Below are 22,573 nucleotides of genomic sequence, written 5' to 3'. Positions count from 1 at the left end.
CGATTATCCATGAGCACATCCCACTCCCCCTCTGCCTCCCCCGCTCCCATCGATTGGCCCGATGCGGCACGCGCCCGCGCGTTCGACCAATGGTTGCAGGGCCTCGCAGCCGAGCATGGCGTGCAGCCCGACACGCTGCGGCTGGCCAGCGCGGACGCGAGTTTCCGGCGTTACTTTCGCGTCGACAGCGCGCAAACACCCGACGGCACCCTCATCGTGATGGACGCGCCGCCCGCCCACGAGGACTGTCGCCCCTTCGTGCGCGTGGCCGCGCTCATGCACGCTGCGGGCGTGCGCGCGCCGCGGGTGTTGGCGTGGGACGAGGCGCAGGGGTTTCTGTTGCTGACCGACCTGGGCGAGCAGACCCTGTTGGACGCGCTCGATCCGGCGCGGCCGGAGGCGGCGCTGCCCTACTTCAAGGACGCGATCGCCGCCCTGGTGGCGTGGCAGCAAGCCTCGCGCCCTGGCGAGTTGCCGCCGTACGACGAGGCGCTGCTGCGGCGCGAACTCGCGCTCTTTTCCGACTGGTACGTGGCGCGTCACCGGGGCTTGACGCTGACGGACGCCCAACGCCAGACGCTGGCCGCGACGTTCGACCTCATCGTGCAGCGCGTGCTGGCGCAGCCCACGGTATGGGTGCACCGCGACTTCATGCCGCGCAACCTCATGCTGCCCCACGGCGACTTCGACCCCACGCGGCCCGACGGGCGGTTGGGCGTGCTGGATTTTCAGGACGCGGTGCACGGGCCACTGACCTACGACATCGCCAGCCTGATGCGCGACGCCTTCCTGAGCTGGGACGAGGAGGTGGTGCTCGACGTCACCATCCGCTACTGGGAAGCAGCGCGCCGCGCCGGCTTGCTCGACGCCGAGGGTTGGGCGCAGGACTTCGGCGCCTTTTACCGCGCGGTGGAGTGGATGGGGTTGCAACGGCACCTGAAAGTCGCTGGCATCTTTGCCCGCTTGACGCTGCGCGACGGCAAGCCGCGCTACCTGGCCGATGCGCCGCGTTTTATCGGCTATATCCGCCACACCGCTGCCCGCTACCGCGAGCTGGCCCCGCTGCTGCGCCTGCTCGACGCCATCGAAGGGCAGGACTCCCCGACGGCGTACTCCTTTGGCCGCCTGGGCTGACACGGCGCCACCGGAGCCGAGCGCATGCCCGTGCCGCGCATCCACCACCCCGAGCCGCTGCAGCCCGGCGTGCTGCTGACCTTGCCGTCAGCGGCCAGCCGCCACGTGCAGGTGCTGCGCTTGCAGCCCGGCGACGCGCTCACCCTGTTTGGCGACCCCGTGCGCGGTGGGGAGTGGCACGCGCGCGTGACCACCATGGGGCGCCAGCAGGTGCAAGTGCAGGTGCTGGCGCACCACGCCGTCGAACGCGAGCCCGCGCGGGCGGTGCACCTGGCCGTGGGCATGCCCGCCAACGAACGCATGGACTGGTTGATCGAAAAGGCCACCGAGCTGGGCGTCGCCAGCGTGCAGCCCCTGGTGAGCGCACGCACCGTACTGCGCCTGACCGGCGAGCGTGCCGCCAAAAAAGTGGCCCACTGGCAGGCGGTGGCGGTGGCGGCGTGCGAACAGTGCGGCGGCAACCGGGTGCCGCTCCTGCACCCGGTGCGCGAGTGGCGCGATTGGCTGGCGCACGCCGGGGCGCTGGCCGACGGCGTGCCGGGCGCCTACCTGTCGCTGAGCAACGGGGCGCTGCCTTGTGCGGCGTGGGCGCAGGCCATCGGCCCGGCCTGCCGCGTGGTGCTGGGGCCCGAGGGCGGCCTCACCGCCGCCGAGGAGGCCGCGTTGCAGGCCGCGGGCTGGCAGCCCCTCTCGCTGGGCGCGCGCGTGCTGCGCAGTGAAACCGCGGCCGTGGCCGCGCTGGCCGTGCTGACCCTGACCTGAGCGGGGGTGCCGTCAGCCGTGCAACAGCGGGCCGAGTGCCGTGATCGAGGGATCGGTGTCAATCACCTCTAGCGGCCAGCGGCGGCCGGCCGCGTGGTCCTCGATGCAGCGCCACACCAGCGGACTGCGGTGGCGCTCGCAACTGGCGCGCACCTCGTCGCGCGTCAGCCACACGGTGCGCACGATGCCCGCGTCCAACGCGCGCCCCGCCACCACCTCGCCCAGCTCACCCGTGAACGCCAAGCGCAGGTAGGTCACGTCCTCTCCCCGCTCGGGGCGCTGGAAGCGCGACAGGTAGATCCCGAGCAGCGCCGTGGGCGTGAAACGGTGGGCCGTTTCTTCCAACACCTCGCGCGCGCAGGCCTGCACGGGGCCCTCGCCCGGGTCCAGGTGACCCGCAGGGTTGTTGAGCCGCAGGCCATCGGGGGTGTGTTCTTCCACCAATAGATATCGCCCCGCGCGCTCGATGATCGCTGCCACGGTGACACTGGGTTTCCAACGTTCGGTCATATCAACATTATCCGCGGTGGGGAGAATGTCGGCGGTGGGGAGAATGGCCGCCGGCGCGAACGCGACTCGGTCCGCGGATCAATGCCGGGCGGGGGTTGCGGCGCGACCCGCGGCGTCGAACCCGCCCTTGGCCAGCCACTCCTGCATGCCGCCCTGCAGGATGCGCACATTGTCCCAGCCCGCCACGCGCAGCGCAAAACCCGCTTGCGCCGACAGCGAGCCGGTGTTGCAGTAGATCAGCACCGGTCGGTCTTTGGGGATTTCGTTGCGCCGCGCCAACACCTGCCGCCATTCCATATGGACGGCACCGGGAATGTGGCCCTTCGCGTATTGACCGGCATCGCGGGCGTCGATGATAAAGAAGCGCGTCCAGTCCTCCTTCGGGATCTGCTCAGCGAAGATGACGCCGCCGCCGTAATCGACGAACTCCAAGTACGCGGCCATCTCGTCGATGGCGGTGGCTTTCGGGTCGGCGTGGGCCAACGGGGCAGCCAGCAGGCTGCAAGCGAATGCGGCAGACACGGCAGCGGCGCGCACAGTCATGGAAAGCTCCGGTGAGATCGAAGGCGGGTCGGCGATGATATATTGGCCGACAACGCCACCGCTCGCACGATGCGATCGGCGATCGACCCAACAGAGGAGAACCCACCATGCGCATAGGCGTGCCCGCCGAAACGGCGGCACTCGAGACCCGGGTGGCCGCCACCCCGGAGACAGTCAAAAAACTCGTGGCGCAAGGCCACACCGTGCTGGTTCAAAGCGGCGCCGGTGTGGCGGCCAGCGCACCGGATGAGGCCTACCGCGCGGCAGGCGCCGAGATCGTCGATGCCGACGCCGCCCTGGGTGCCGAGCTGGTGCTCAAGGTGCGCGCGCCGTCGGCGGACGAGCTCGCGCGCATGAAGTCGGGCGCCACCCTCGTGGGCATGCTCAACCCCTTCGATGCCGAGGGGCTGCAGCGACTGGCGGCCGCAGGGCTGACCGCGTTTGCACTCGAGGCCATGCCGCGCACCACGCGCGCGCAGAGCATGGACGTGCTGTCCAGCCAGGCCAACATCGCCGGCTACAAAGCCGTGATGCTGGCGGCCAACCACTACCAGCGCCTGTTTCCGATGCTCATGACCGCAGCGGGCACCATCAAGGCCGCGCGGGTCGTGGTGCTGGGCGTGGGGGTGGCGGGCCTGCAAGCCATCGCCACCGCCAAGCGACTGGGCGCGGTGATCGAGGCGTCCGACGTGCGGCCAGCGGTCAAAGAGCAGGTCGAGTCGCTGGGGGCCAAATTTATCGATGTGCCCTACGAGACCGACGAGGAGCGCGAATGCGCACAAGGCGTCGGCGGCTATGCGCGCCCCATGCCGCAGAGCTGGCTCGAGCGCCAAAAGGTCGAAGTCGCCAAGCGCGTGGCGCAGGCCGACGTGGTCATCTCTACCGCGCTCATCCCTGGCCGCCCTGCCCCAACGCTGGTCACCGAAGACATGGTACGCAGCATGAAGCCGGGCTCGGTCATCGTGGATATCGCCGCGGGTCGCGGTCCGGTCGGTCCGCACGGGCAACCCGGGGGCAACTGCCCGTTGACCGTGCCCGACCAAGTGGTCACCGTGCATGGCGTGACCATCATCGGACACACCAACCTGCCCGCGCTGGTGGCCGCCGACAGCTCGGCGCTGTACGCGCGCAACGTGCTGGATTTCCTCAAGCTCATCTGTCCCAAGGACGCCACGGCCGTGCAGGTGCCGCTGGAGGACGACATCGTCAGCGCCTGCCTCGTCACGCAAGGCGGCGAGGTCAAGCGTCGCGCTTGAATGCGGCGTCGTGCCCGATCACTCCACCGTTCGAGGTTTGCCATGGAAGCCATCTCCCCCGTCGTCTTCAACCTCATCATCTTCGTGCTGGCCATCTACGTGGGCTACCACGTGGTGTGGAACGTCACCCCGGCCCTGCATACGCCGCTGATGGCGGTCACCAACGCCATTTCGGCCATCGTCATCGTCGGTGCCATGCTGGCGGCGGCGCTGACCGAAACCGGCCTGGCCAAGACCATGGGCGTGCTGGCGGTGGCGCTGGCCGCCGTCAACGTCTTCGGTGGCTTTCTGGTCACGCGCCGCATGCTGGAAATGTTCAAGAAAAAAGAGCGCAAGGCCAACCCGGCCGATGAAGGAGCCGCCCGATGAGCATGAATGTCGTCGTTTTGCTGTACCTGGTGGCCAGCGTCTGTTTCATCCAGGCGCTCAAGGGCCTGAGCCACCCCACCACCTCGATTCGCGGCAACGTCTTCGGCATGGTCGGCATGGCCATCGCCATCGTTACCACCATGGGCCTGATCACCACCCTGGCCGAGCGCATGGCGCTGGACGAAGCCATGGGGCTGGCCTGGGTGGCGCTGGGACTGGTCGCGGGTGGCACGGCGGGCGCCATCATGGCCCGCCGGGTCGAGATGACCAAAATGCCGGAGCTGGTGGCCTTCATGCACAGCATGGTCGGCCTGGCCGCGGTGTGCATCGCCATCGCGGTGGTGGTCGAGCCGTGGGCGTTCGACCTAGCGGCCAAGGGCGGCGACATCCCCGTCGGCAACAAGGTCGAGCTGTTCCTGGGCTCGGCCATCGGCGCCATCACCTTCAGCGGCTCGGTCATCGCGTTTGGCAAGCTGTCGGGCAAGGTCAAATTCCGGCTCTTTCGCGGCGCGCCGGTGGTGTTTCCCGGCCAGCATCTGCTCAACCTGGTGCTGGGGCTGGTCATCATCGCGCTGGGCGTGGTGTTTGCGCTCACCGGCAATGGGACCGCGTTCGCGGTGCTGACGGCGCTGAGTTTCGTGTTGGGCGTGCTCATCATCATCCCCATCGGCGGGGCGGACATGCCGGTGGTGGTGTCCATGCTCAACAGCTACTCCGGCTGGGCGGCGGCGGGCATCGGTTTTTCGCTCAACAACCCCATGCTCATCATCGCCGGCTCGCTGGTGGGCTCCTCGGGTGCGATCCTGAGCTACATCATGTGCAAGGCGATGAACCGCTCGTTCATCAACGTCATCCTGGGTGGCTTTGGCGGGGATGCCGCGAGTGGCGCACAGGCCGACCAGCCCCAGCGTACCGTGCGCAGCGGCAGTGCCGACGATGCGGCGTTCATCCTGTCCAACGCCGAGAGCGTCATCATCGTGCCCGGCTACGGCCTGGCGGTGGCGCGCGCGCAGCACGCGGTCAAGGAGCTGGCGCAAAAGCTCACCGAAAAAGGCATCAGCGTCAAGTTCGCCATCCACCCCGTGGCCGGGCGCATGCCGGGCCACATGAACGTGCTGCTGGCCGAGGCCGAGATCCCGTACGACCAGGTGTTCGAGATGGAGGACATCAACGCCGAATTCGGCCAGACCGATGTCGCGGTCATCCTGGGCGCCAACGACGTGGTCAACCCGGCCGCGCTGCAAAAAGGCAGCCCCATCTACGGCATGCCCATCCTGGAGGCGTACAAAGCACGCACCGTCATCGTCAACAAGCGCTCCATGGCCGCGGGCTACGCCGGCCTGGACAACGAGCTGTTCTACATGGACAAGACGATGATGGTGTTCGGCGACGCCAAGAAGGTGGTGGAGGACATCGTCAAGGCGATCGAGTGAGGGGGCGGTGGGCGAGGCGACTCAATACCCGGCTTCTTTTTGATGCCGGACCGCGAGAATGGCAATGTACTGCGCGTCGAAGTGATAAAGAGCGACGTAGCCACTGCTGCCGAAGTCGATCAGCCATTCCCGAAACGCCGGGTGCATGTCCTCCACCGGGCGGCCGAGGTGCGGCTGCTGGGCCAAAACCTCGACCCCCGCTCGTATCGCCGCTACCGCGCGTTGCGTGGCACGCGTGTCTTTGGATGCGAGGAAGCGAAAGAGTCGTTGCACATCTGCCAGCGCCGGCGGGGTCCAGATCAGCCGTGGCATTTGGGGGGCTCCGCATCGTCGCCCGCTTCCAACTTCGCCAGCCAGGCATCGGCCTCTTCTGCCGTCAGGTGCAGGCCGGTGTGCTGATAGTCGTCCCAGGCACGTAGGGCATCCTGCTTGAATGTCTCCCGTCTTTCTTCACGCGGGCAGCATCTCTCCCCCTCCAACCAGCGAACGATCGTTCGGAAAAACCCCAATATAGCGTTCTCGTCGGGGCTTTTTGGGGAATAATGCCCGTAGCCGTCAGCCTGGCGTCAGGCCGCAGAGCCGCGGCTGACTCTGTTCATCGACTGGAGACACCCCCATGACCACCGTGACCGCTGCCGACAAACCTTGGCTCCAACAGTACCCCGAGGGCGTGCCCGCGACCATCGACCCCGGCCAGTACCGGTCGCTGGTGGCGTTGATGGAAGAGAGCTTTGCCAAGTACGCCGACCGGCCCGCGTACAGTTTTCTGGGCAAGGAGTGGACGTACCGCGAGATCGACGAGGCCTCGCGCGCGTTTGCCGGGTATTTGCAGAGCCTGGGCCTGCAGCGCGGTGATCGCGTGGCGGTGATGATGCCCAACGTGCCGCAATACCCCATTGCGGTGGCCGCCATCCTGCGCGCGGGCTACATCCTGGTCAACGTCAACCCGCTCTATACCGCGCGTGAGCTGGAGCACCAGCTCAAGGACAGCGGTGCCAAGGCCATCGTCATCATCGAAAACTTCGCCCACACGCTGCAGCAGTGCATCGCCAACACGCCAGTGCAGCACGTGGTGCTGGCCGCGATGGGCGATCTGTTGGGCATCAAGGGCGTGATCGTCAACCTGGTGGTGCGGCACGTCAAAAAGCTGGTGCCGCCGTTCGAGCTGCCGCAGGCGGTGCGATTCAACGACGCGCTGGCGCGCGGGCGGCGCGCCGGCTTCAAGCCCGTAGAGGTCGGGCCCGACGACGTGGCAGTGCTGCAGTACACGGGCGGCACGACCGGGGTGAGCAAGGGCGCCGTGCTGCTGCACCGCAACCTGATCGCCAACGTGCTGCAGTCCGAGGCGTGGGAGGCGCCGGCGCGCAAGACCATTCCTCCCCACGAACAGCCCACCGCTGTCTGCGCACTGCCGCTCTATCACATCTTCGCCTTCACGGTCAACATGATGTTGGGCATGCGCACCGGCGGCAAGACCATTCTCATCCCCAACCCGCGCGACATCCCGGCGGTGCTCAAGGAGCTGCGCAACCACACGTTTCACAGCTTTCCGGCGGTCAACACCCTGTTCAACGCGCTGCTCAACCATCCGGACTTTGACACCGTCAACTGGCGCAACCTGCGCGTCTCGCTGGGTGGGGGCATGGCGGTGCAAGCGGCGGTGGCCAAGCGTTGGCTGGAGCGCACCGGCTGCCCAATCTGCGAAGGCTACGGCTTGAGTGAAACCAGCCCGTCGGCCTGTTGTAACCCGGTCACGGTCAAAGAGTTTTCGGGCACGATCGGGGTGCCCATCCCCAGCACCGAGCTCAAGTGCGTGGACGACAACGGCAACGAGGTGCCGATGGGCACCCCGGGCGAAATCGCCATCCGTGGCCCGCAGGTGATGGCGGGTTACTGGCAGCGCCCGGATGAAACGGCCAAGGTCATGACGGCGGACGGGTGGTTCCGCACCGGTGACATCGGCGTCATGGACGAGCGCGGCTACTTCAGAATTGTCGACCGCAAGAAGGACATGATCCTGGTGTCGGGCTTCAACGTCTACCCCAACGAGATCGAGGACGTGGTGGCGCAGTGCGACGGCGTGCTGGAGTGCGCGGTGGTGGGCATCCCCGATGAGCACTCGGGCGAGGCAGTCAAGCTGGTCGTGGTCAAGAAAGACCCGGCGCTGACCGAGGCGCACATCCGCGAGTTCTGTGAAGCGCGCCTGACGGGCTACAAGCGCCCTAAGGTGATCGAGTTCCGCACCGAGTTGCCCAAGACGCCCGTGGGCAAGATTTTGCGGCGAGAATTGCGGGACAAAAAGTAACGTTGTCCCGGAGGTGGTCGCATGGCCCGTGTCGCCGTCATCAGTGCCGTTCACGAAGAGTTGGCCGAAATCCTGCAGCTCATGCCCGACGAGCGCAAGGTGACGGTGGCGGGGCGCGAGTTCTGGCAAGGCCATCTGCAGGGCCACGAAGTGGTGGCCGTGCTCAGCGGTATCGGCAAGGTGGCGGCGGCGACGACGGCTACGGTGTTGCACGAGCGCTTCGCGCCGCAATACATCTTGTTCACTGGCGTGGCCGGCGGCTTGGCGCTGGGGGCCGAGGTGGGCGACGTCGTGGTGGGCACGCGCTACCTGCAGCACGACTTGAGTGCGGCGCCGCTGTTTCCGCGCTGGGAGGTGCCGGGCACCGGCAAGATGCACTTCGACGCCGATTTGGTGCTGGCGCAGGTGCTGGAAGAAGCCGCGCGCGACGCGGTGACGTGGCTGCCCAAGCTGGTCAGTGAGGAGACGCTGCGCGCACTGGGGCTGCACCGGCCCACGGTACACCGCGGTTTGATCATCAGTGGCGACCGCTTCATCACCAGCGCGGCCGAGTCGCAGGCGTTGCGCGAGGCGCTGCCCGAGGCGCTGGCAGTGGACATGGAAAGCGCTGCCGTGGCCCAGGTGTGCTGGGACTATGGCACACCGTTTGGCGCCGTGCGCACGCTGTCGGATCGTGCCGACGACGAGGCGCACGTGGACTTCCAGGCCTTCATGCGCGACGTGGCCCGCCACTACAGCGCGCGCATCGTGCGCAAGGCGCTCAACCTGCTGTGAGCGCGCTGCCGAGCCGCTTTACTTGAGCCAGCCGCGCTTGCGGAAATACAGCATCGGCCCCACGGCGCTGGCCACCATCAGCAGCAGCGCCGCCGGGTAACCCCACTTCTGCGACAGCTCCGGCATGTACTCGAAGTTCATGCCGTAGATGCTGGCGATCAGCGTGGGCGGCAGCAAGGCGACCGAGGCCACTGAGAAGATCTTGATGATCTTGTTCTGGTTGATGTTGATGAAGCCGATGGTGGCGTCCATCAAGAAGTTGATCTTGTCGAACAAGAACGACGTGTGACCCTCGAGCGAGTCGATGTCGCGCAGGATCTGGCGCGCGTCTTCGAATTGCTCGGCCGACAGCAGCCGCATGCGCATCAGGAAGCTGATGGCGCGCCGGGTGTCCATCATGTCGCGCCGGATGCGGCCCGATAGGTCCTCGTGGCGGGCGATGGCCGCCAGCACCTGTTGCGCGACGTCGTCGGTGAGCTGACCCGACAGCACCTGGGTGCTGATGTGTTCCAGGTCGTCGTGGATGCCTTCCAGGATGTCGGCGCAGTACTCGACGTCGGTGTCGAACAACGCCAGCAACACGTCTTTGGCGTCGTCGATCAGGCCCGGCATGCGGCGCGCGCGCAGGCGCAACAACCGAAACACCGGCAGGTCCTCGTCGTGAATCGAAAACAGCACCCCGTGGCTTTTGAGGTCCGGATTGCGGTCGTTCAGAATGAAGGCCACCCGCACATGGCGCGGGCCATCGTCGTCGTCGATGAGGAAGTCCGAGCGCACGTGCAGCTCGCCGTTGTCTTCCTCAAAGAAGCGCGCCGACTCCTCGATGTCGTCGTCCATCGCGTCTTCGGGGATGGACAGGCCGAAGTGCTGCCGTACCCAGCGGCGCTCCTCGGAGGTGGGCGACTCCATGTCGACCCAGATCGGTTGAAAGCGGGCCAGATCCTCCAGGGATTCGATTTCTTCCTGGAACAGGCGGCCGTTGACGAGCGTGAAGACGTTGAGCATGGCGGCGCGGGACGGGTCGGTGTTGGGGAGGGCAAGCGCTTGCGGCGGTGCGCACCCCACCCACACACGCAAGGCCGCGCCACGTGGGCGCCGTCAGCCGTCGCGCCGCAGGCCGGGCGCCGGCACCGCAAGCACGCGACTAGGGCTGCTTTCCACGGTGGGCTCCAAGGCTACGGTGAAGCCTGCATTATGGCACTTCGGCGGCCGGTTGGGGACGGTCGGCCAGCAGCGCGCGCAGCGCGGCGGCGTGCGCCTGGGCGTCGGCTTCGCCCAGGCGCATCAGGGCGTGCACGAAGGGCGGCTCGAACAGCAGGTAGCTGGCCAGCGCGGCGGCGCTGCCCGCGCTGCCGCGGCGCGTGTCCAGCGCCCCCAGGCCGGCCAGCGTGTCGCGGGTGGCGCGCGGCAGCGCGTGCGCGTGTTGCAGCGCCAGCTCGTCCAGCGACGCGCTGGGTTGGATGGCCAGCACATCCACCGGGCGGTAGGGCAACGCCTGCGCCACGGCGGGGGGCAGCGCGCGCAACGCCCGGCTGACGCGCTGGGCCTGCTCCACGTCGGCCTGCAGCGTGTCGTGGAACACGCTGGCCAGGGCGTGGCCGGCGATGGTGCCGGCGCTGGGCTCGCCGCCGGCGGCGCTGCTGCGGCCCAGCGCGGCCCGTTGCGGCTGGCCGACGCCAATGACCAGGATGCGGTCGGCACCGGCGTGGATGGCCGCCGACAGCGGCGAGAGCTGGCGCATCGAGCCGTCGCCGAAATACTCCTTGTGGTCATCGACCCACAGCGGCACGGCGGGGAACAGAAACGGGATGGCGGCCGAGGCCATCAGGTGCTCGAGGCCGATGACGGCCGGCTCGGCGCGCCGCCCCGGGCGGCGCCAGGGCGGCAGCGCGCCGTCGCGGACCTGAAAAAACGTCCAATGCTCGCCCGTGGTGTAGCTGGAGGCTGTCACGCCCAGCGCGAACAGCACGCCGTTGTCGATGGCCGCGGCCAGCCGCGGCAGGTCGATGGCGCGGTGCAGCGTGTCCACCAGCGGCAGGCTGTCCAGCAGCGCGCGGTGGCGGCGGACCTGGCGCATCAACGTCAGCCCGGCGCTGAGCAGGTTCGGACGGCCCAGGCGCAGCGCCTGCAAGCGGTACACCTGCTCGGAGCGCAGCCGGCTCCAAAACGACGTCAGCCGGTCCAGCGCGTGCAAGCCTTCGTCGGCGCAACTGGCCACGAAGGTGGCGTTGAGCGCGCCGGCCGAGGTGCCCACCAGCACGTCGAACGGCAGCCGTGGGCCCGGCAGCAGGCGCGCCAGCGCGCGCAGCACCCCCACTTGGTAGGCGGTGCGCGCACCGCCGCCCATCAGCACCAGCGCCCGCCGCCCCGGGGGTGGGGGGGCATCGGCGGGCAAGGCGGTGGCAAGCAAGGTGTCCAGGGCCATGGGGCTTGGCGGGTCGATTCGATTCAGTATCGATGTGGCGTGGGCGCGGCGGCCATCGGGACTATCCCGGGGCCGGGTTGGGCGCGGCGGGGCGCTTGTCACGACGCCGTCAAACGGGCATAGTAAGGGTGTGGGGTCAGCCGCACGGGCTGCCGCCCCACAAGGCGAACCCGGTCGGTCGGCGGCCGGGTCCAGTCCATTGAGGCAACGATAGGAGGCCCCGTCATGAACCTGACCATCAGCGGACACCACCTCGAAGTCACGCCCGCCCTGCGCAGCTACGTCACCAGCAAGCTGGAGCGTATCTCGCGCCATTTCGACCAAGTGGTGGACATCCGTGTCCTGCTCACCGTCGACAAGATCAAGGACAAGGATCACCGGCAGAAGGCCGAGTGCAATATTCACGTCAAAGGCAAGGACATCTACGCGGAGAGCACGCACGCCGATCTGTACGCGGCGGTCGATGAGCTGGCCGACAAGCTCGATCGCCAGGTGTTGCGCTACAAGGACAAGGTCCAAGAGCACCATCACCTGCCCGTCAAGCGCGAAATCGCCTGAACACACTGCAGGCAGCCCGTGCTGTGGCGCACAAACCGCTTGCTTCGGCAAGCGGTTTGTCCTTTCTAGGCCGATGCAGGGCCGCCGAGTTGGCGGCATAATGGGCCCTCGTTCCGAGGCACAGCGATGAACCGACTTTCTGCGATCCTTCCGCCTGAGCACGTGCAGGTGGCCGTCGAGGCCACGAGCAAGAAGCGTGCGTTCGAGGAGGCTGGCTTGCTGTTCGAATCCCTGCACGGGCTCAACCGCGCGCTCGTGACCGACAGCCTGTTTGCGCGCGAGCGACTGGGCTCGACCGGACTGGGGCACGGCGTGGCCATTCCGCATGGGCGCATCAAGGGCCTCAAGCAGCCCATGGCCGCGGTATTCCAGCTGGCGCAGCCGATTGGTTTCGACGCGCCGGACGAGCAACCCGTCAATCTTCTGATCTTTCTGCTCGTGCCCGAGGCGGCCACGCAAAAGCATCTCGAAATCCTCTCCGAGATCGCCGAACTGCTCAGCGACACCACGCTGCGCGAAAAGCTGCGCAGCGCCGACAACGCCGCCACGCTGCACGGCCTGATCGCGGGCTGGCAGTCGGCCCATGCCGCCGCCTGATGCGCCGCCCGCGCGCATGATCCCGACGCGCGCCCCCCGGCCATGAAACCCAGCGCCGTCAGCGCCGATGCCCTGTTCGAGGACCACCGCGAGACCCTGAAGTGGCAGTGGGTCGCGGGCCAGTCGGCCTCCGAGCGTCGCTTCGACGACAAAGCCGTGGCCGAAGCGCGCTCGGGCGCGGATCTGGTGGGCTATCTCAACTACATCCACCCCTATCGCGCCCAGGTGTTGGGGGCGCGCGAGGTGGCGTATCTGCACAACGCCACCGCCGAGGACTGCCGTCGGCGCGTGGCGCGCATCGTCACGCTCGAGCCGCCGCTGCTGGTCGTGGCCGACGACCAGCCCCCGCCGCCCGAGTTGGTGGCGATGTGCGAGCGCGCGCACATACCGCTGTTTGCCACCGCGGCCTCGGCCGGATTCGTCATCGATGTGCTGCGCGCCTACCTCTCGCGCCACTTCGCCGAGCGCACCACCCTGCACGGCGTGTTCATGGACATTTTGGGCCTGGGCGTGCTCATCACGGGCGAGTCCGGTCTGGGCAAGAGCGAGCTGGGGCTGGAGCTGATCACGCGCGGACACGGCCTGGTCGCCGACGATGCGGTCGATCTCTACCGCGTCAGTCAAACGACGATCGAAGGGCGCTGCCCAGACTTGCTGCAAAACCTGCTGGAGGTGCGCGGGATCGGCCTGCTCGACATCAAGGCCATCTTTGGCGAGACGGCGGTGCGCCGCAAAATGCGGTTGCGCCTGATCGTGCATCTGGTGCGGCTGTCCACACTGGAGCGTGACTACGAGCGGCTGCCCAGCGAGCCGATGTATCAGGACGTGCTGGGGGTGGCGATCCGCAAAGCGGTCATTCCCGTGGTGGCGGGGCGCAACATCGCCGTGCTCGTTGAAGCCGCGGTGCGCAACGCGATATTGCAACTGCGCGGCATCGATACGTACCAGGAGTTCGTGCAGCGCCAGCGCGCCGCCATGCTGCGCGACGGCTAGGCGCGCTCAACCCCGGCGCGCGCGATTGCCACGGTGCGGGCAGTCTTGACGCTGGCAGTGCGCATACAGTGAGAGCGCGTGCTCCTGCAGCGCAAACCCTCGTTCTTGCGCGATCGCCTGCTGCCGACGTTCGATTTCGGCGTCGTAAAACTCCTCGACGCGGCCGCAGTCCAGGCATACCAGGTGGTCGTGGTGCTGGCCTTCATTGAGCTCGTAGACGGCCTTGCCCGACTCGAAGTTGCTGCGTACCAAGATGCCGGCCTGCTCGAACTGCATCAGCACGCGATAGACCGTGGCCAGCCCGATGTCGGACTGCTCCTCGAGCAGCGCCTTGAAGACGTCTTCGGCCGTCATGTGCCGCTGCCGCCCGGACTGAAAAATTTCCAGGATCTTCAGGCGCGGCAGCGTGGCCTTGAGCCCCGTGCTCTTGAGTTCGTCGATACCAGTCATGCGTGGGGGTGTTGGGTTGGGCCGCGGGCGCGCGACACTACAATGGGCGAGATGATATAACCACGCACCGGTTTGCGTGTATCCGTGTGCCCATTTCTGACGACTGCCATGAACCCTGCCCGCCTTGACCCGACATCGACCCTCCGGCGTGCGGCCGTCTGGGCGGTGCCGCTGCTGTTGACGCTGTCTGGCTGCTCGGCCCTCGACGGGGCATCGGCGCGCTTGTCCAACCTGGGCGGGCTTATCACCCCGTATCGGATGGATATCTTGCAAGGCAACGTGGTGGTGCGCGAGCAGGTGCAGGCGTTGCAGCCGGGCATGACGCGCGAGCAGGTGCAAGCCATCCTGGGTACGCCGTTGGTGGCCAGCGTCTTCCACGCCCACCGCTGGGACTATGTCTTTACCTTCCAGCGCCAGGGCCAGCCGCCACAGCGGCGCGTGGTGACCGTCTTTTTCCGCGACGACCGGCTCGAGCGCGTGCAGGCCGATGAGCTACCCACGGAAGAGGAGTTCGTGGCGTCGCTGCAGGTGCGCCGCCCGCCCGGGCGGGTGCCGGTGCTCGAAGCCACCGAGGAGCAGCTCCAGGCCGCGGAGTCCAAGGCACCGGCTGCCTCCCGGGCGCCGGTGGAGCCCGCATCGGCGGCTCCCGCTCCCGCCCCCGCGCCTGCGACGTCCTATCCGCCCCTCGAGCCGCGTTGAACGTTTGCCCCTTGCTCGCACCATGACCGCCTCCACCCCCCATCGCGTCGCCATCGCCGGCGCCAGCGGCCGCATGGGCCGTATGTTGATCGAAGCCGTGTTGGCGGCCGACGACTGTGTGCTGACGGCTGCACTCGACCGGCCCGACAGCCCCGCGCTGGGGCAGGATGCGGCCGCCTTTTTGGGGCAATCCAGCGGGGTGCGCATCGCCGCAGACATCGACGTGGCGCTGTCGGCCAGCGACGTCCTCATCGACTTCACCCGCCCGCAGGGCACGATGGCGCACGTGGCGGCCGCCGTGCGCCACGGCACCGCGCTGGTCATCGGTACCACCGGCTTCGACCCGGCGCAAAAAGCGGCGATCGCCGAGGCGGCGCAGCAAGTGCCCATCGTGCTCGCGCCCAACATGAGCGTGGGCGTCAACGTCACGCTCAAGCTGTTGGAGATGGCCGCGCGCGCCCTGTCCAGCGGCTACGACATCGAGATCGTCGAAGCCCACCACCGCCACAAGGTCGACGCGCCCAGCGGTACGGCGCTGCAGATGGGCGAGGTCATCGCCGCAGCGCAAGGCCGCAGCCTCCAAGATTGCGCCGTCTATCAGCGCGTCGGCCACACCGGCGAGCGCGAACCGGGCACCATCGGCTTTGCCACCGTGCGCGGGGGCGATGTGGTGGGCGACCACACGGTGATGTTTCTGGGCATGGGCGAGCGCATCGAAATCTCGCACAAATCCAGCAGCCGCGCCACCTATGCCCAAGGCAGCCTGCGCGCGGTGCGCTTTCTGGCCCAACAGCCGCCCGGGCTGTACGACATGGCCGACGTGCTGGGCTTGAAAAAAGAACGAACGTTCGTTTAGGGAAATCCCTCATGGGGATCGGCCCACCCCTGCGCTAGAGTGTCGCCCCTGTGTGCCCGGGCGGTTCCGACCCCCCGGTCGAACGTCTGGGCATCGACATCGGGGAAATCGCATGCGTGTGAAGGACTGGCGGCTGTCCACCAAGCTGTGGACGGGCGTAGGGGTGTTGGTTGCGGCCATCGTCGCGGTGGTGGTGACGGTGTCGGCGCAATCGGCACTGACGAGCCGCGCATCGGAAGCGGCGATTCGGGCGCGCACCGAGCGGCTGTTTGCCGCGTCGCTGTGGGCGGGGTTGGTCGAAACCGATCTGACGCGCGCGCAGGCCATGTTCATCGCGCGCGACCCGATCCTGCAGACCCTCTATCTGGTGCCCATGGCCGAGGGGCGCAAACGTATGGCCGAGCTGGAGGCCAGCATCGTCGAGAAGGTGAGCGACGCCCGTGAGCGAGCGCTGCTGGATGCCGTGATGGCGCTGCGGCGCGAGATCGAAGCGGCGTTCGAGGAGGCGCAGCGCTTGCGCGAGGCGGGCGACGAGGAGCGCGCGTTGGCCGTGCTGGAGGCGCGCTACACCCCGCGCATCCCGGCGTATTTGCACGCGCTGCGCGAGTTTGCCGATTACCAACGCGCCCAGCTTGCCACCGTGCAGGCGTACTACGAAAGCAAGCGTCGCCAGAACATGATCTTCGGCTCCACCGCGATGGGCCTGCTGGTGTTGGGCATCCTCATCGGCGCGTGGGGGCTGATCCGGCACATCCGCCAGCCGCTGCAGCGCACGGTATCGTTTGCGTCCACGCTGGCCGGAGGGGATCTCACGTACGCCCTCGATACCCGGCGGCGCGATGAATTTGGCGAGATGACCCGAGCGCTGGAAACCATGCGAGGCGAACTGGCTGCCCTGGTGCGGGAAGTGCGCCACGCCAGCACCCAGCTGCAAGAGACCACGGAGGAAATCGCGCACGGCAACCAAGATCTGTCGGACCGCACCGAGCGAGCCGCCAGCAATTTGCAGGAAGCCGCGGCCAATATGGAAGCGTTGACCGAGCGCATCCGCGAAGCGGCTGCCAGCGCCCGTCGCGCCAGCGAGCAAGCGCAGGCCTTGGGGCAGCGGGCGCGCGAGAGCGATCAGGCGGTGGCCCAGCTCGTGGCCACGATGGAGGCCATCCGCCAGAGCAGCGACCGCATCGCCGCTATCACCGCCGTGATCGACGGCATCGCGTTCCAGACCAACATCCTGGCCTTGAACGCGGCGGTGGAGGCGGCCCGAGCCGGTGAGGCGGGCCGGGGGTTTGCCGTCGTGGCGGGGGAGGTGCGCGGCCTCGCCCAGCGCAGCGCCGAGGCCGCGCGCGAGATCCGTGGCTTGATCGAACACAGTGTGGCCGACGTGCAGCAGGGGACCCATCAGGTCGAACAGGCGCGCGCCACCATCGAGCGCATGCGCGACGAAGTGCACCGGCTGGGTGAATCGATCGCCGAAGGTGCACAGGCCAGTCAGGAGCAGGCGAATGGGGTCGACGAGATGAACGAGGCCATTGGCCAGCTCGACCGCATGACGCAGCAAAACGCGGCGCTGGTCGAAGAAATCGCCGCCGCCGCGCTGGCGATGCGCGAGCAAGCCACACACCTGACGGCATTGGTGGAGCGGTTTCGCGTGCCGGCCGCGTAAACGGGCAGCGCGCTGGCAGTGGGTCCCGCCCGGGGCGCTCGCCTACAATGCCTGCGCGGGGTGCCTGCGTGGGCCCGGGGCATGCCGTGCAGTCACCGTTGCGCCCATCGGGCCCCACGAGCAGCACAGGAGACAGACGCCCATGACCATCCAAACCCGCACCATCGAGTACACCCACGACGGCGACGTGTTCGAAGGACTGCTGGCGTGGGACGACCGCCAGCCGGGCCCCCGCCCCGCGGTAGCCGTGGCCCACGCCTGGGCCGGGCGCAGCGCGTTCGAGGACGGCAAGGCGCGCGCGCTGGCGGAGCTGGGCTACGTGGGCTTTGCCATGGACGTGTACGGCAAGGGCCGCCGCGGTCGCACCAAAGAGGAAAACGCCGCCCTCATGACCCCGCTGGTGCAGGACCGGGCCCGCTTGCAAGCGCGCCTGGCGGCGTCGCTGCAGACGCTGGCGGCACAGCCGCAGGTGGACGCGCAGCGGCTGGCGGCCATCGGCTTTTGCTTTGGCGGCCTGAGCGTGCTGGACATGGCGCGCACGGGGTTGCCGCTGCGCGGGGTGGTGAGTTTTCATGGGCTGTTCACCCCGCCGGGCAACACCGCGGGCCGTGCCATCAGCGCCAAAGTGCTGGCGCTGCACGGATGGGACGACCCGATGGCCACGCCGGAGGCGGTGCTGGCGTTTGCGCGCGAGATGACGCAAGCGGGCGCCGACTGGCAGCTGCACGCCTATGGCGCCACGATGCATGCCTTCACCAACCCCGAGGCCAACGATCCCGGCTTCGGCACCGTCTACAGCGCGCGCGCGGATGCGCGCTCGTGGCAGGCCATGCGCCAGTTCCTGGCCGAAGTGCTGGCCTGAGCGCTGCCTGCACTGGCGGTGCGCGGGGCCCGGGTGGTATCTGGCGCACGGCCCCCTCTACAATCGCGGCAAACCCGTCGCGGGATTGCGTCCCGTGTGCCAATCCTTTTCGCTTCCATGACCGCTGCTACCGCTCCTTACTCGCCACGTGACCTGGAGGCCGCCATGCAGGCCCAGTGGGCCGCGCGCGACGCTTACCGCGTGCGCGAAGACGCGTCGCGCCCCAAGTTTTACGCCTGCTCCATGCTGCCCTACCCCAGCGGCAAGCTGCATATGGGGCACGTGCGCAACTACACCATCAACGACATGATGGCGCGCCAGCTGCGCATGAAGGGCTACAACGTGCTCATGCCCATGGGCTGGGACGCCTTCGGGCTGCCAGCGGAAAACGCGGCCATCAAAAACGGCGTGCCGCCCGCGCGCTGGACGTACGACAACATCGCTTACATGAAGCGGCAGATGCAGGCCATGGGCCTGGCCATCGACTGGAGCCGCGAGATCGCCACGTGTTCCCCCGACTACTACAAATGGAACCAGTGGCTGTTTCTGAAGATGCTGGAAAAGGGCATCGCCTACCGGCAGACCCAAGTGGTCAACTGGGACCCGGTAGACCAGACGGTGCTGGCCAATGAGCAGGTCATCGACGGGCGCGGCTGGCGCACCGGGGCGCTGGTGGAAAAGCGCGAGATCCCCGGCTACTACCTGGCCATCACGCGCTACGCCGAAGAGCTGCTGTCGGCCGTGGCCAACCCGGATGATCCCAACTTCTTGCACGGCTGGCCCGAGCGCGTGCGCCTGATGCAGGAGAACTGGATTGGCAAGAGCGTCGGCGTGCGCTTTGCCTTCCCGCACGACATCCGCGACGAGGACGGCCGCCTGATCCAGGACGGGCGGCTGCACGTGTTCACCACCCGCGCCGACACCATCATGGGGGTGACGTTTTGCGCCGTGGCGCCCGAGCATCCGCTGGCGCAGTTGGCGGCGCGCCGCGACCCGGCGCTCGCTGCCTTCATCGAGCGCTGCAAGCAAGGCGGCACCACCGAGGCGGAACTCGCGCTCAAGGAGAAGGAGGGCATGCCCACGGGGCTGGTGGTGCGCCACCCGCTCACCGGTGAGGCGGTGCCGGTGTGGGTGGGCAACTATGTGCTCATGGGCTATGGCGACGGCGCCGTCATGGGCGTGCCTGCGCACGACGAGCGCGATTTCGCGTTCGCGCGCAAGTACGGCCTGCCGATCAAACAGGTCATCGGCCCGGCGCCCGGCTCAGAGGCGGCGCTGACGTTCGACCCCACGCGTTGGCAAGACTGGTACGCGGACAAGTCGGGCGCGCTGGTGTGTGTGAATTCGGGTGTGCTCGACGGCCTGCCCCACCAGGCGGCGGTGGACAAGGTGGCCGAGCTGCTGGCGGCCCAAGGGCTGGGCGAGAAAAAGGTGACGTACCGTCTGCGCGACTGGGGCATCAGCCGCCAGCGCTACTGGGGCACGCCGATCCCCATCATCCACTGCGACGACTGCGGCCCGGTGCCCGTACCCTACGAGGATCTGCCCGTGGTGCTGCCCGAAGATCTGGTGCCCGATGGCAGCGGCAACCCGCTGGCCAAGTGCGAGGCGTTCCTGAACGTGCCGTGCCCGCGTTGTGGCAAGCCCGCGCGGCGCGAGACCGACACCATGGACACCTTCGTCGACAGTTCGTGGTACTTCATGCGCTACTGCGACCCGCAGCTGTCCGACGCCATGGTGGGCGAGGGCACGCGCTACTGGATGCCGATGGACCAGTACATCGGCGGCATCGAGCATGCCATTTTGCACCTGCTCTACGCGCGCTTTTGGACCAAGGTCATGCGCGATCTGGGGCTGGTGGCGATCGACGAGCCATTCCAGCGCCTGCTCACGCAGGGCATGGTGCTCAACCACATCTACAGCCGCCGCACCGCCAAGGGGGCCAAGGAATACTTCTGGCCGCACGACGTCGAGCCCGTGCTCGACGCCAGCGGCAAGACCGTGGGCGCGCGCCTCAAGCGCGACGTGCCCAGCGCCGACGGCGTGCTGCCCGCCGGCACGCCCATCGATTACGAGGGCGTGGGCACGATGTCCAAGTCCAAGAACAACGGCGTCGATCCGCAAGACCTGATCGACCGCTACGGCGCCGACACCGCGCGCCTGTACACGATGTTTACCGCGCCGCCCGAGGCCACGCTGGAGTGGAACGACGCGGCAGTGGAAGGCAGCCACCGCTTCTTGCGCCGCGTCTGGGCGCTGGGGCAGCGCCTGGCCCAGTCCGACTGGAGCGCGGCCACCCAGTCGGTGCAAGGGGCGTCGTCGCTGGCCGAGGTGCGCTTTGGCAAGCGGGCGCAGGCGCTGCGCTGCGAAATCCACACCGTGCTCAAGCAGGTGGACTACGACTACCAGCGCATGCAGTACAACACCGTGGTGTCGGGCTGCATGAAGATGCTCAACGCGCTGGAGGCGTTCGATTCCAGCGACGAGCCCGGCGGTGGGGTGGCGCTGATCGAGGGCATGGGCATCTTGCTGCGCTGCCTGTATCCGGTCACCCCGCACCTGACCAGCCATTTGTGGCAGGCGCTGGGGTATGCCCAAACGATGGGCGACTTGCTCGATGCGCCGTGGCCGACGGTGGACGAGGCCGCGTTGCGCCGTGACGAAATCGAGCTGGTGCTGCAAATCAACGGCAAGCTGCGCGGCAGCCTGACCGTGCCGGCCGAGGCCGACCGCGCCGCGATCGAGGCGGCAGCGCTGGCGTCGCCGGAGTTCGCCAAGTACGGCGAGGGCCGTCCCGCGCGCAAGGTGGTGGTGGTGCCGGGCCGCCTCGTCAACGTGGTGGTGTGACCATGGTCGCGCGACGCGCCTGGCTGGCAGCGGCAGGGGGCGTGCTCATCTCCGCGGCTGGGCTGGGGGGCTGCGGGTTTCGGCTGCGTGGCACCGGCTGGCGCTTCGGCTTTCGCACCCTGCGCCTGCAGGCCGCGGCCGACAGCGACGTGCTGCAGAGCCTGCGCGCGCAGCTGCAAGCGGCCGGGGTGGTGGTCACGGGCACGGGCGTGGCGGCTGCCACCACCACGCCCGCCGCGCCGCCACCGGCGGCGGATGTGATCCTGCAGGTATTGCAAGACCAGCGCGAGCGCGTCGTGGTGGGCACCACTGCGGCGGGTCAGGTGCGCGAGCTGGCGCTGCGGCGGCGCGTGCGTTTCGCCCTGCGCACGCCGGCGGGGGTCGAACTGATCCCAGAGACCGAACTCTCGCAGGAGCGCGAGCTGAGCTTTTCCGAGACCGTGGTGCTGGGCAAGGAAGCCGAAGAGGCGCTGCTGTTCGACGACATGCGCACGGCGATCGTGCGCCAGTGGTTGGTGCGGCTTGCTGCCGTGCCGCTGCGCTGAACGCGGGGCGCAGCGCTTCAGCTGCCGCGTCGCGCCTGGTGTTCGCGCATCAGCGTGCTCTTGCCGAACAGGCTCTCGATCAGGTCCACCGCCAACAACGCCGTGCGATTGCGCACGTCCAGCGCGGGGTTGAGCTCCATCACGTCCAGGCTGGCCAGCCGCCCCGTGTCGGCGATCATTTCCATGCACAGTTGCGCTTCGCGGTAGGTGGGCCCGCCGGGTACCGTCGTGCCCACACCCGGGGCGATCTCGGGGTCGAGAAAATCGACGTCGAAGCTGACGTGCAGGTGCGTGTCGGCGTCCAGCCCGGCGAGCGCCATTTCCATCGTGTGGCGCATGCCCATCTCGTCGATGTAGCGCATGTCGTACACCTCCAGGCCCTGCTCGTGCACGAAGCGCTTCTCGCCCGGATCGACGCTGCGGATACCGATCTGGCGCACCTGACTCGGGTGCAGTGCAGGGGCGTCGCCGCCCAGGCGCACCAGCGCTTCGGGGCCGAAGCCGCATAGGCATGCGACCGGCATACCGTGCAGATTGCCGCTTGGTGTCAGCGCCGCGGTGTTGAAGTCGGCGTGCGCATCCAGCCACAGCACGCGCAGCTTTTTGCCCTGTGCGCGGCAGTGGCGTGCGACCGCACTGATCGAGCCCATGGCCAGACAGTGGTCGCCGCCCAGCAGGATGGGCAGATGGCCCTGCGCGAGCTCGGCATACACCGCCTCGTGCACGGCACGGTTCCACGCCACCACCTCTGACAAGTGGCGGTAGCCCTGCACCGCTGGCTGCCACGGGTTGGGCGGGCCGCCGAGATTGCCGCGATCGAGTACCCGCAGGCCGTGGGACTCCAGTGCGGCCTGCAGTCCAGCGACGCGCAGTGCCTCCGGGCCCATCGAGGCGCCTCGCGCGCCAGCGCCGATGTCCGTGGGCGCGCCCACGAGCGCCACGGTTTCGATACCAACCGTCGTTGTCATGATCGATTCAGGGTGTCAAAACAG

At 68.0% G+C, this 22,573-nt stretch carries 23 protein-coding genes; 16 read left to right on the top strand and 7 right to left on the bottom strand.

Translation table 11 applies throughout. The annotated features are described in order from the left end of the window. Nucleotides 1-9 precede the first annotated feature (9 nt). On the top strand, nucleotides 10-1,134 hold the full coding sequence (locus tag ACPP3B_RS05645; RefSeq protein WP_424859985.1) for an aminoglycoside phosphotransferase family protein: 1,125 nt from the start codon (nucleotides 10-12) through the stop codon (nucleotides 1,132-1,134). 30 nt (nucleotides 1,135-1,164) lie between these two features. Continuing rightward, nucleotides 1,165-1,896 (top strand): 16S rRNA (uracil(1498)-N(3))-methyltransferase, encoded by a 732-nt coding sequence (locus ACPP3B_RS05640; protein WP_424860150.1) that lies wholly within the window; start codon nucleotides 1,165-1,167, stop codon nucleotides 1,894-1,896. 12 nt (nucleotides 1,897-1,908) lie between these two features. Here ACPP3B_RS05640 and ACPP3B_RS05635 read toward each other — a convergent pair whose 3' ends face one another. After that, nucleotides 1,909-2,406, bottom strand: coding sequence for an NUDIX hydrolase (locus tag ACPP3B_RS05635; protein ID WP_299021995.1), 498 nt, complete (start codon nucleotides 2,404-2,406; stop codon nucleotides 1,909-1,911). 78 nt (nucleotides 2,407-2,484) lie between these two features. Further along, a complete protein-coding gene (locus tag ACPP3B_RS05630; protein WP_424859984.1) occupies nucleotides 2,485-2,949 on the bottom strand; it encodes a rhodanese-like domain-containing protein in 465 nt (154 codons plus the stop codon). Nucleotides 2,950-3,056: 107 nt separating this feature from the next. Here ACPP3B_RS05630 and ACPP3B_RS05625 point away from each other — a divergent pair, with 107 nt between their 5' ends. The 3 genes from ACPP3B_RS05625 to ACPP3B_RS05615 are packed head-to-tail and all read left to right on the top strand — an operon-like array spanning nucleotide 3,057 to nucleotide 6,007. Continuing rightward, nucleotides 3,057-4,205: a Re/Si-specific NAD(P)(+) transhydrogenase subunit alpha gene (locus ACPP3B_RS05625; protein WP_424859983.1), complete on the top strand. Its 1,149-nt coding sequence runs from the start codon at nucleotides 3,057-3,059 to the stop codon at nucleotides 4,203-4,205. 42 nt (nucleotides 4,206-4,247) lie between these two features. After that, nucleotides 4,248-4,574 carry an NAD(P) transhydrogenase subunit alpha gene (locus ACPP3B_RS05620; RefSeq protein WP_424859982.1) on the top strand — a complete coding sequence of 109 codons (327 nt, stop codon included), beginning with the start codon at nucleotides 4,248-4,250 and terminating at the stop codon, nucleotides 4,572-4,574. Continuing rightward, nucleotides 4,571-6,007: an NAD(P)(+) transhydrogenase (Re/Si-specific) subunit beta gene (locus ACPP3B_RS05615; protein ID WP_424859981.1), complete on the top strand. Its 1,437-nt coding sequence runs from the start codon at nucleotides 4,571-4,573 to the stop codon at nucleotides 6,005-6,007. Before ACPP3B_RS05620 ends, ACPP3B_RS05615 begins: the two co-directional genes overlap by 4 nt. 21 nt (nucleotides 6,008-6,028) lie before the next feature. On the opposite strand, the gene ACPP3B_RS05610 is transcribed toward ACPP3B_RS05615, so the two are convergent. Continuing rightward, nucleotides 6,029-6,319: a type II toxin-antitoxin system RelE/ParE family toxin gene (locus tag ACPP3B_RS05610; RefSeq protein WP_299021985.1), complete on the bottom strand. Its 291-nt coding sequence runs from the start codon at nucleotides 6,317-6,319 to the stop codon at nucleotides 6,029-6,031. A 304-nt stretch (nucleotides 6,320-6,623) separates the two neighbouring features. On the opposite strand from ACPP3B_RS05610, the gene ACPP3B_RS05605 reads away from it, so the two are divergent. Both ACPP3B_RS05605 and ACPP3B_RS05600 read left to right on the top strand, forming a co-directional pair. Beyond that, complete coding sequence (locus tag ACPP3B_RS05605) at nucleotides 6,624-8,312, top strand: long-chain-fatty-acid--CoA ligase (protein WP_299021982.1); 1,689 nt, start codon at nucleotides 6,624-6,626, stop codon at nucleotides 8,310-8,312. A 21-nt stretch (nucleotides 8,313-8,333) separates the two neighbouring features. Then, nucleotides 8,334-9,086 (top strand): 5'-methylthioadenosine/adenosylhomocysteine nucleosidase, encoded by a 753-nt coding sequence (locus ACPP3B_RS05600; protein ID WP_299021980.1) that lies wholly within the window; start codon nucleotides 8,334-8,336, stop codon nucleotides 9,084-9,086. 18 nt (nucleotides 9,087-9,104) lie between these two features. Here ACPP3B_RS05600 and corA read toward each other — a convergent pair whose 3' ends face one another. Both corA and ACPP3B_RS05590 read right to left on the bottom strand, forming a co-directional pair. Then, a complete protein-coding gene (corA, locus tag ACPP3B_RS05595; protein ID WP_424860149.1) occupies nucleotides 9,105-10,091 on the bottom strand; it encodes a magnesium/cobalt transporter CorA in 987 nt (328 codons plus the stop codon). A 187-nt stretch (nucleotides 10,092-10,278) separates the two neighbouring features. Then, a complete protein-coding gene (locus ACPP3B_RS05590) occupies nucleotides 10,279-11,511 on the bottom strand; it encodes a patatin-like phospholipase family protein (protein WP_424859980.1) in 1,233 nt (410 codons plus the stop codon). A 225-nt stretch (nucleotides 11,512-11,736) separates the two neighbouring features. Between ACPP3B_RS05590 and hpf the strand changes: the two genes are divergently transcribed. The 3 genes from hpf to hprK all read left to right on the top strand — a co-directional run bounded on the left by hpf (nucleotide 11,737) and on the right by hprK (nucleotide 13,659). Further along, nucleotides 11,737-12,069, top strand: a complete 333-nt coding sequence (gene hpf / locus ACPP3B_RS05585) for a ribosome hibernation-promoting factor, HPF/YfiA family (RefSeq protein WP_299020781.1) — start codon at nucleotides 11,737-11,739, stop codon at nucleotides 12,067-12,069. A gap of 126 nt (nucleotides 12,070-12,195) precedes the next feature. Further along, on the top strand, nucleotides 12,196-12,666 hold the full coding sequence (gene ptsN, locus ACPP3B_RS05580; RefSeq protein ID WP_299020782.1) for a PTS IIA-like nitrogen regulatory protein PtsN: 471 nt from the start codon (nucleotides 12,196-12,198) through the stop codon (nucleotides 12,664-12,666). A 42-nt stretch (nucleotides 12,667-12,708) separates the two neighbouring features. Continuing rightward, entirely contained in the window at nucleotides 12,709-13,659 is a 951-nt protein-coding gene (gene hprK / locus ACPP3B_RS05575; RefSeq protein ID WP_299020784.1) for an HPr(Ser) kinase/phosphatase, read from the top strand. Nucleotides 13,660-13,665: 6 nt separating this feature from the next. On the opposite strand, the gene fur is transcribed toward hprK, so the two are convergent. After that, nucleotides 13,666-14,109, bottom strand: a complete 444-nt coding sequence (gene fur, locus ACPP3B_RS05570; RefSeq protein WP_299020786.1) for a ferric iron uptake transcriptional regulator — start codon at nucleotides 14,107-14,109, stop codon at nucleotides 13,666-13,668. Between the two features lie 108 nt (nucleotides 14,110-14,217). On the opposite strand from fur, the gene ACPP3B_RS05565 reads away from it, so the two are divergent. The 6 genes from ACPP3B_RS05565 (at nucleotide 14,218) to lptE (ending at nucleotide 21,581) form a co-directional block, all read left to right on the top strand. Next, on the top strand, nucleotides 14,218-14,808 hold the full coding sequence (locus ACPP3B_RS05565; RefSeq protein WP_424859979.1) for an outer membrane protein assembly factor BamE: 591 nt from the start codon (nucleotides 14,218-14,220) through the stop codon (nucleotides 14,806-14,808). Between the two features lie 22 nt (nucleotides 14,809-14,830). After that, the gene (gene dapB / locus ACPP3B_RS05560) at nucleotides 14,831-15,664 is read left to right on the top strand and encodes a 4-hydroxy-tetrahydrodipicolinate reductase (RefSeq protein WP_299020790.1); all 834 of its coding nucleotides are present in this window, start codon (nucleotides 14,831-14,833) and stop codon (nucleotides 15,662-15,664) included. 112 nt (nucleotides 15,665-15,776) lie between these two features. Then, complete coding sequence (locus ACPP3B_RS05555; protein ID WP_424859978.1) at nucleotides 15,777-17,327, top strand: methyl-accepting chemotaxis protein; 1,551 nt, start codon at nucleotides 15,777-15,779, stop codon at nucleotides 17,325-17,327. A gap of 142 nt (nucleotides 17,328-17,469) precedes the next feature. Beyond that, nucleotides 17,470-18,189, top strand: a complete 720-nt coding sequence (locus ACPP3B_RS05550; RefSeq protein WP_424859977.1) for a dienelactone hydrolase family protein — start codon at nucleotides 17,470-17,472, stop codon at nucleotides 18,187-18,189. Between the two features lie 117 nt (nucleotides 18,190-18,306). Further along, nucleotides 18,307-21,036 carry a leucine--tRNA ligase gene (leuS, locus tag ACPP3B_RS05545; protein WP_424859976.1) on the top strand — a complete coding sequence of 910 codons (2,730 nt, stop codon included), beginning with the start codon at nucleotides 18,307-18,309 and terminating at the stop codon, nucleotides 21,034-21,036. A 2-nt stretch (nucleotides 21,037-21,038) separates the two neighbouring features. Beyond that, on the top strand, nucleotides 21,039-21,581 hold the full coding sequence (lptE, locus tag ACPP3B_RS05540) for an LPS assembly lipoprotein LptE (protein WP_424859975.1): 543 nt from the start codon (nucleotides 21,039-21,041) through the stop codon (nucleotides 21,579-21,581). 17 nt (nucleotides 21,582-21,598) lie between these two features. Here the strand turns inward: lptE and rocF are convergent, their stop codons facing one another. Continuing rightward, a complete protein-coding gene (gene rocF / locus ACPP3B_RS05535; RefSeq protein ID WP_424859974.1) occupies nucleotides 21,599-22,549 on the bottom strand; it encodes an arginase in 951 nt (316 codons plus the stop codon). Nucleotides 22,550-22,573: the final 24 nt, after the last annotated feature.

Origin of the sequence: Tepidimonas sp. HKU77, from assembly GCF_049728535.1 — a bacterium.
GTDB lineage: Bacteria > Pseudomonadota > Gammaproteobacteria > Burkholderiales > Burkholderiaceae_C > Tepidimonas.
The sequence above is the reverse complement of the archived record's forward strand: the minus strand, read 5'-3'. Positions and strand labels throughout refer to the sequence as shown.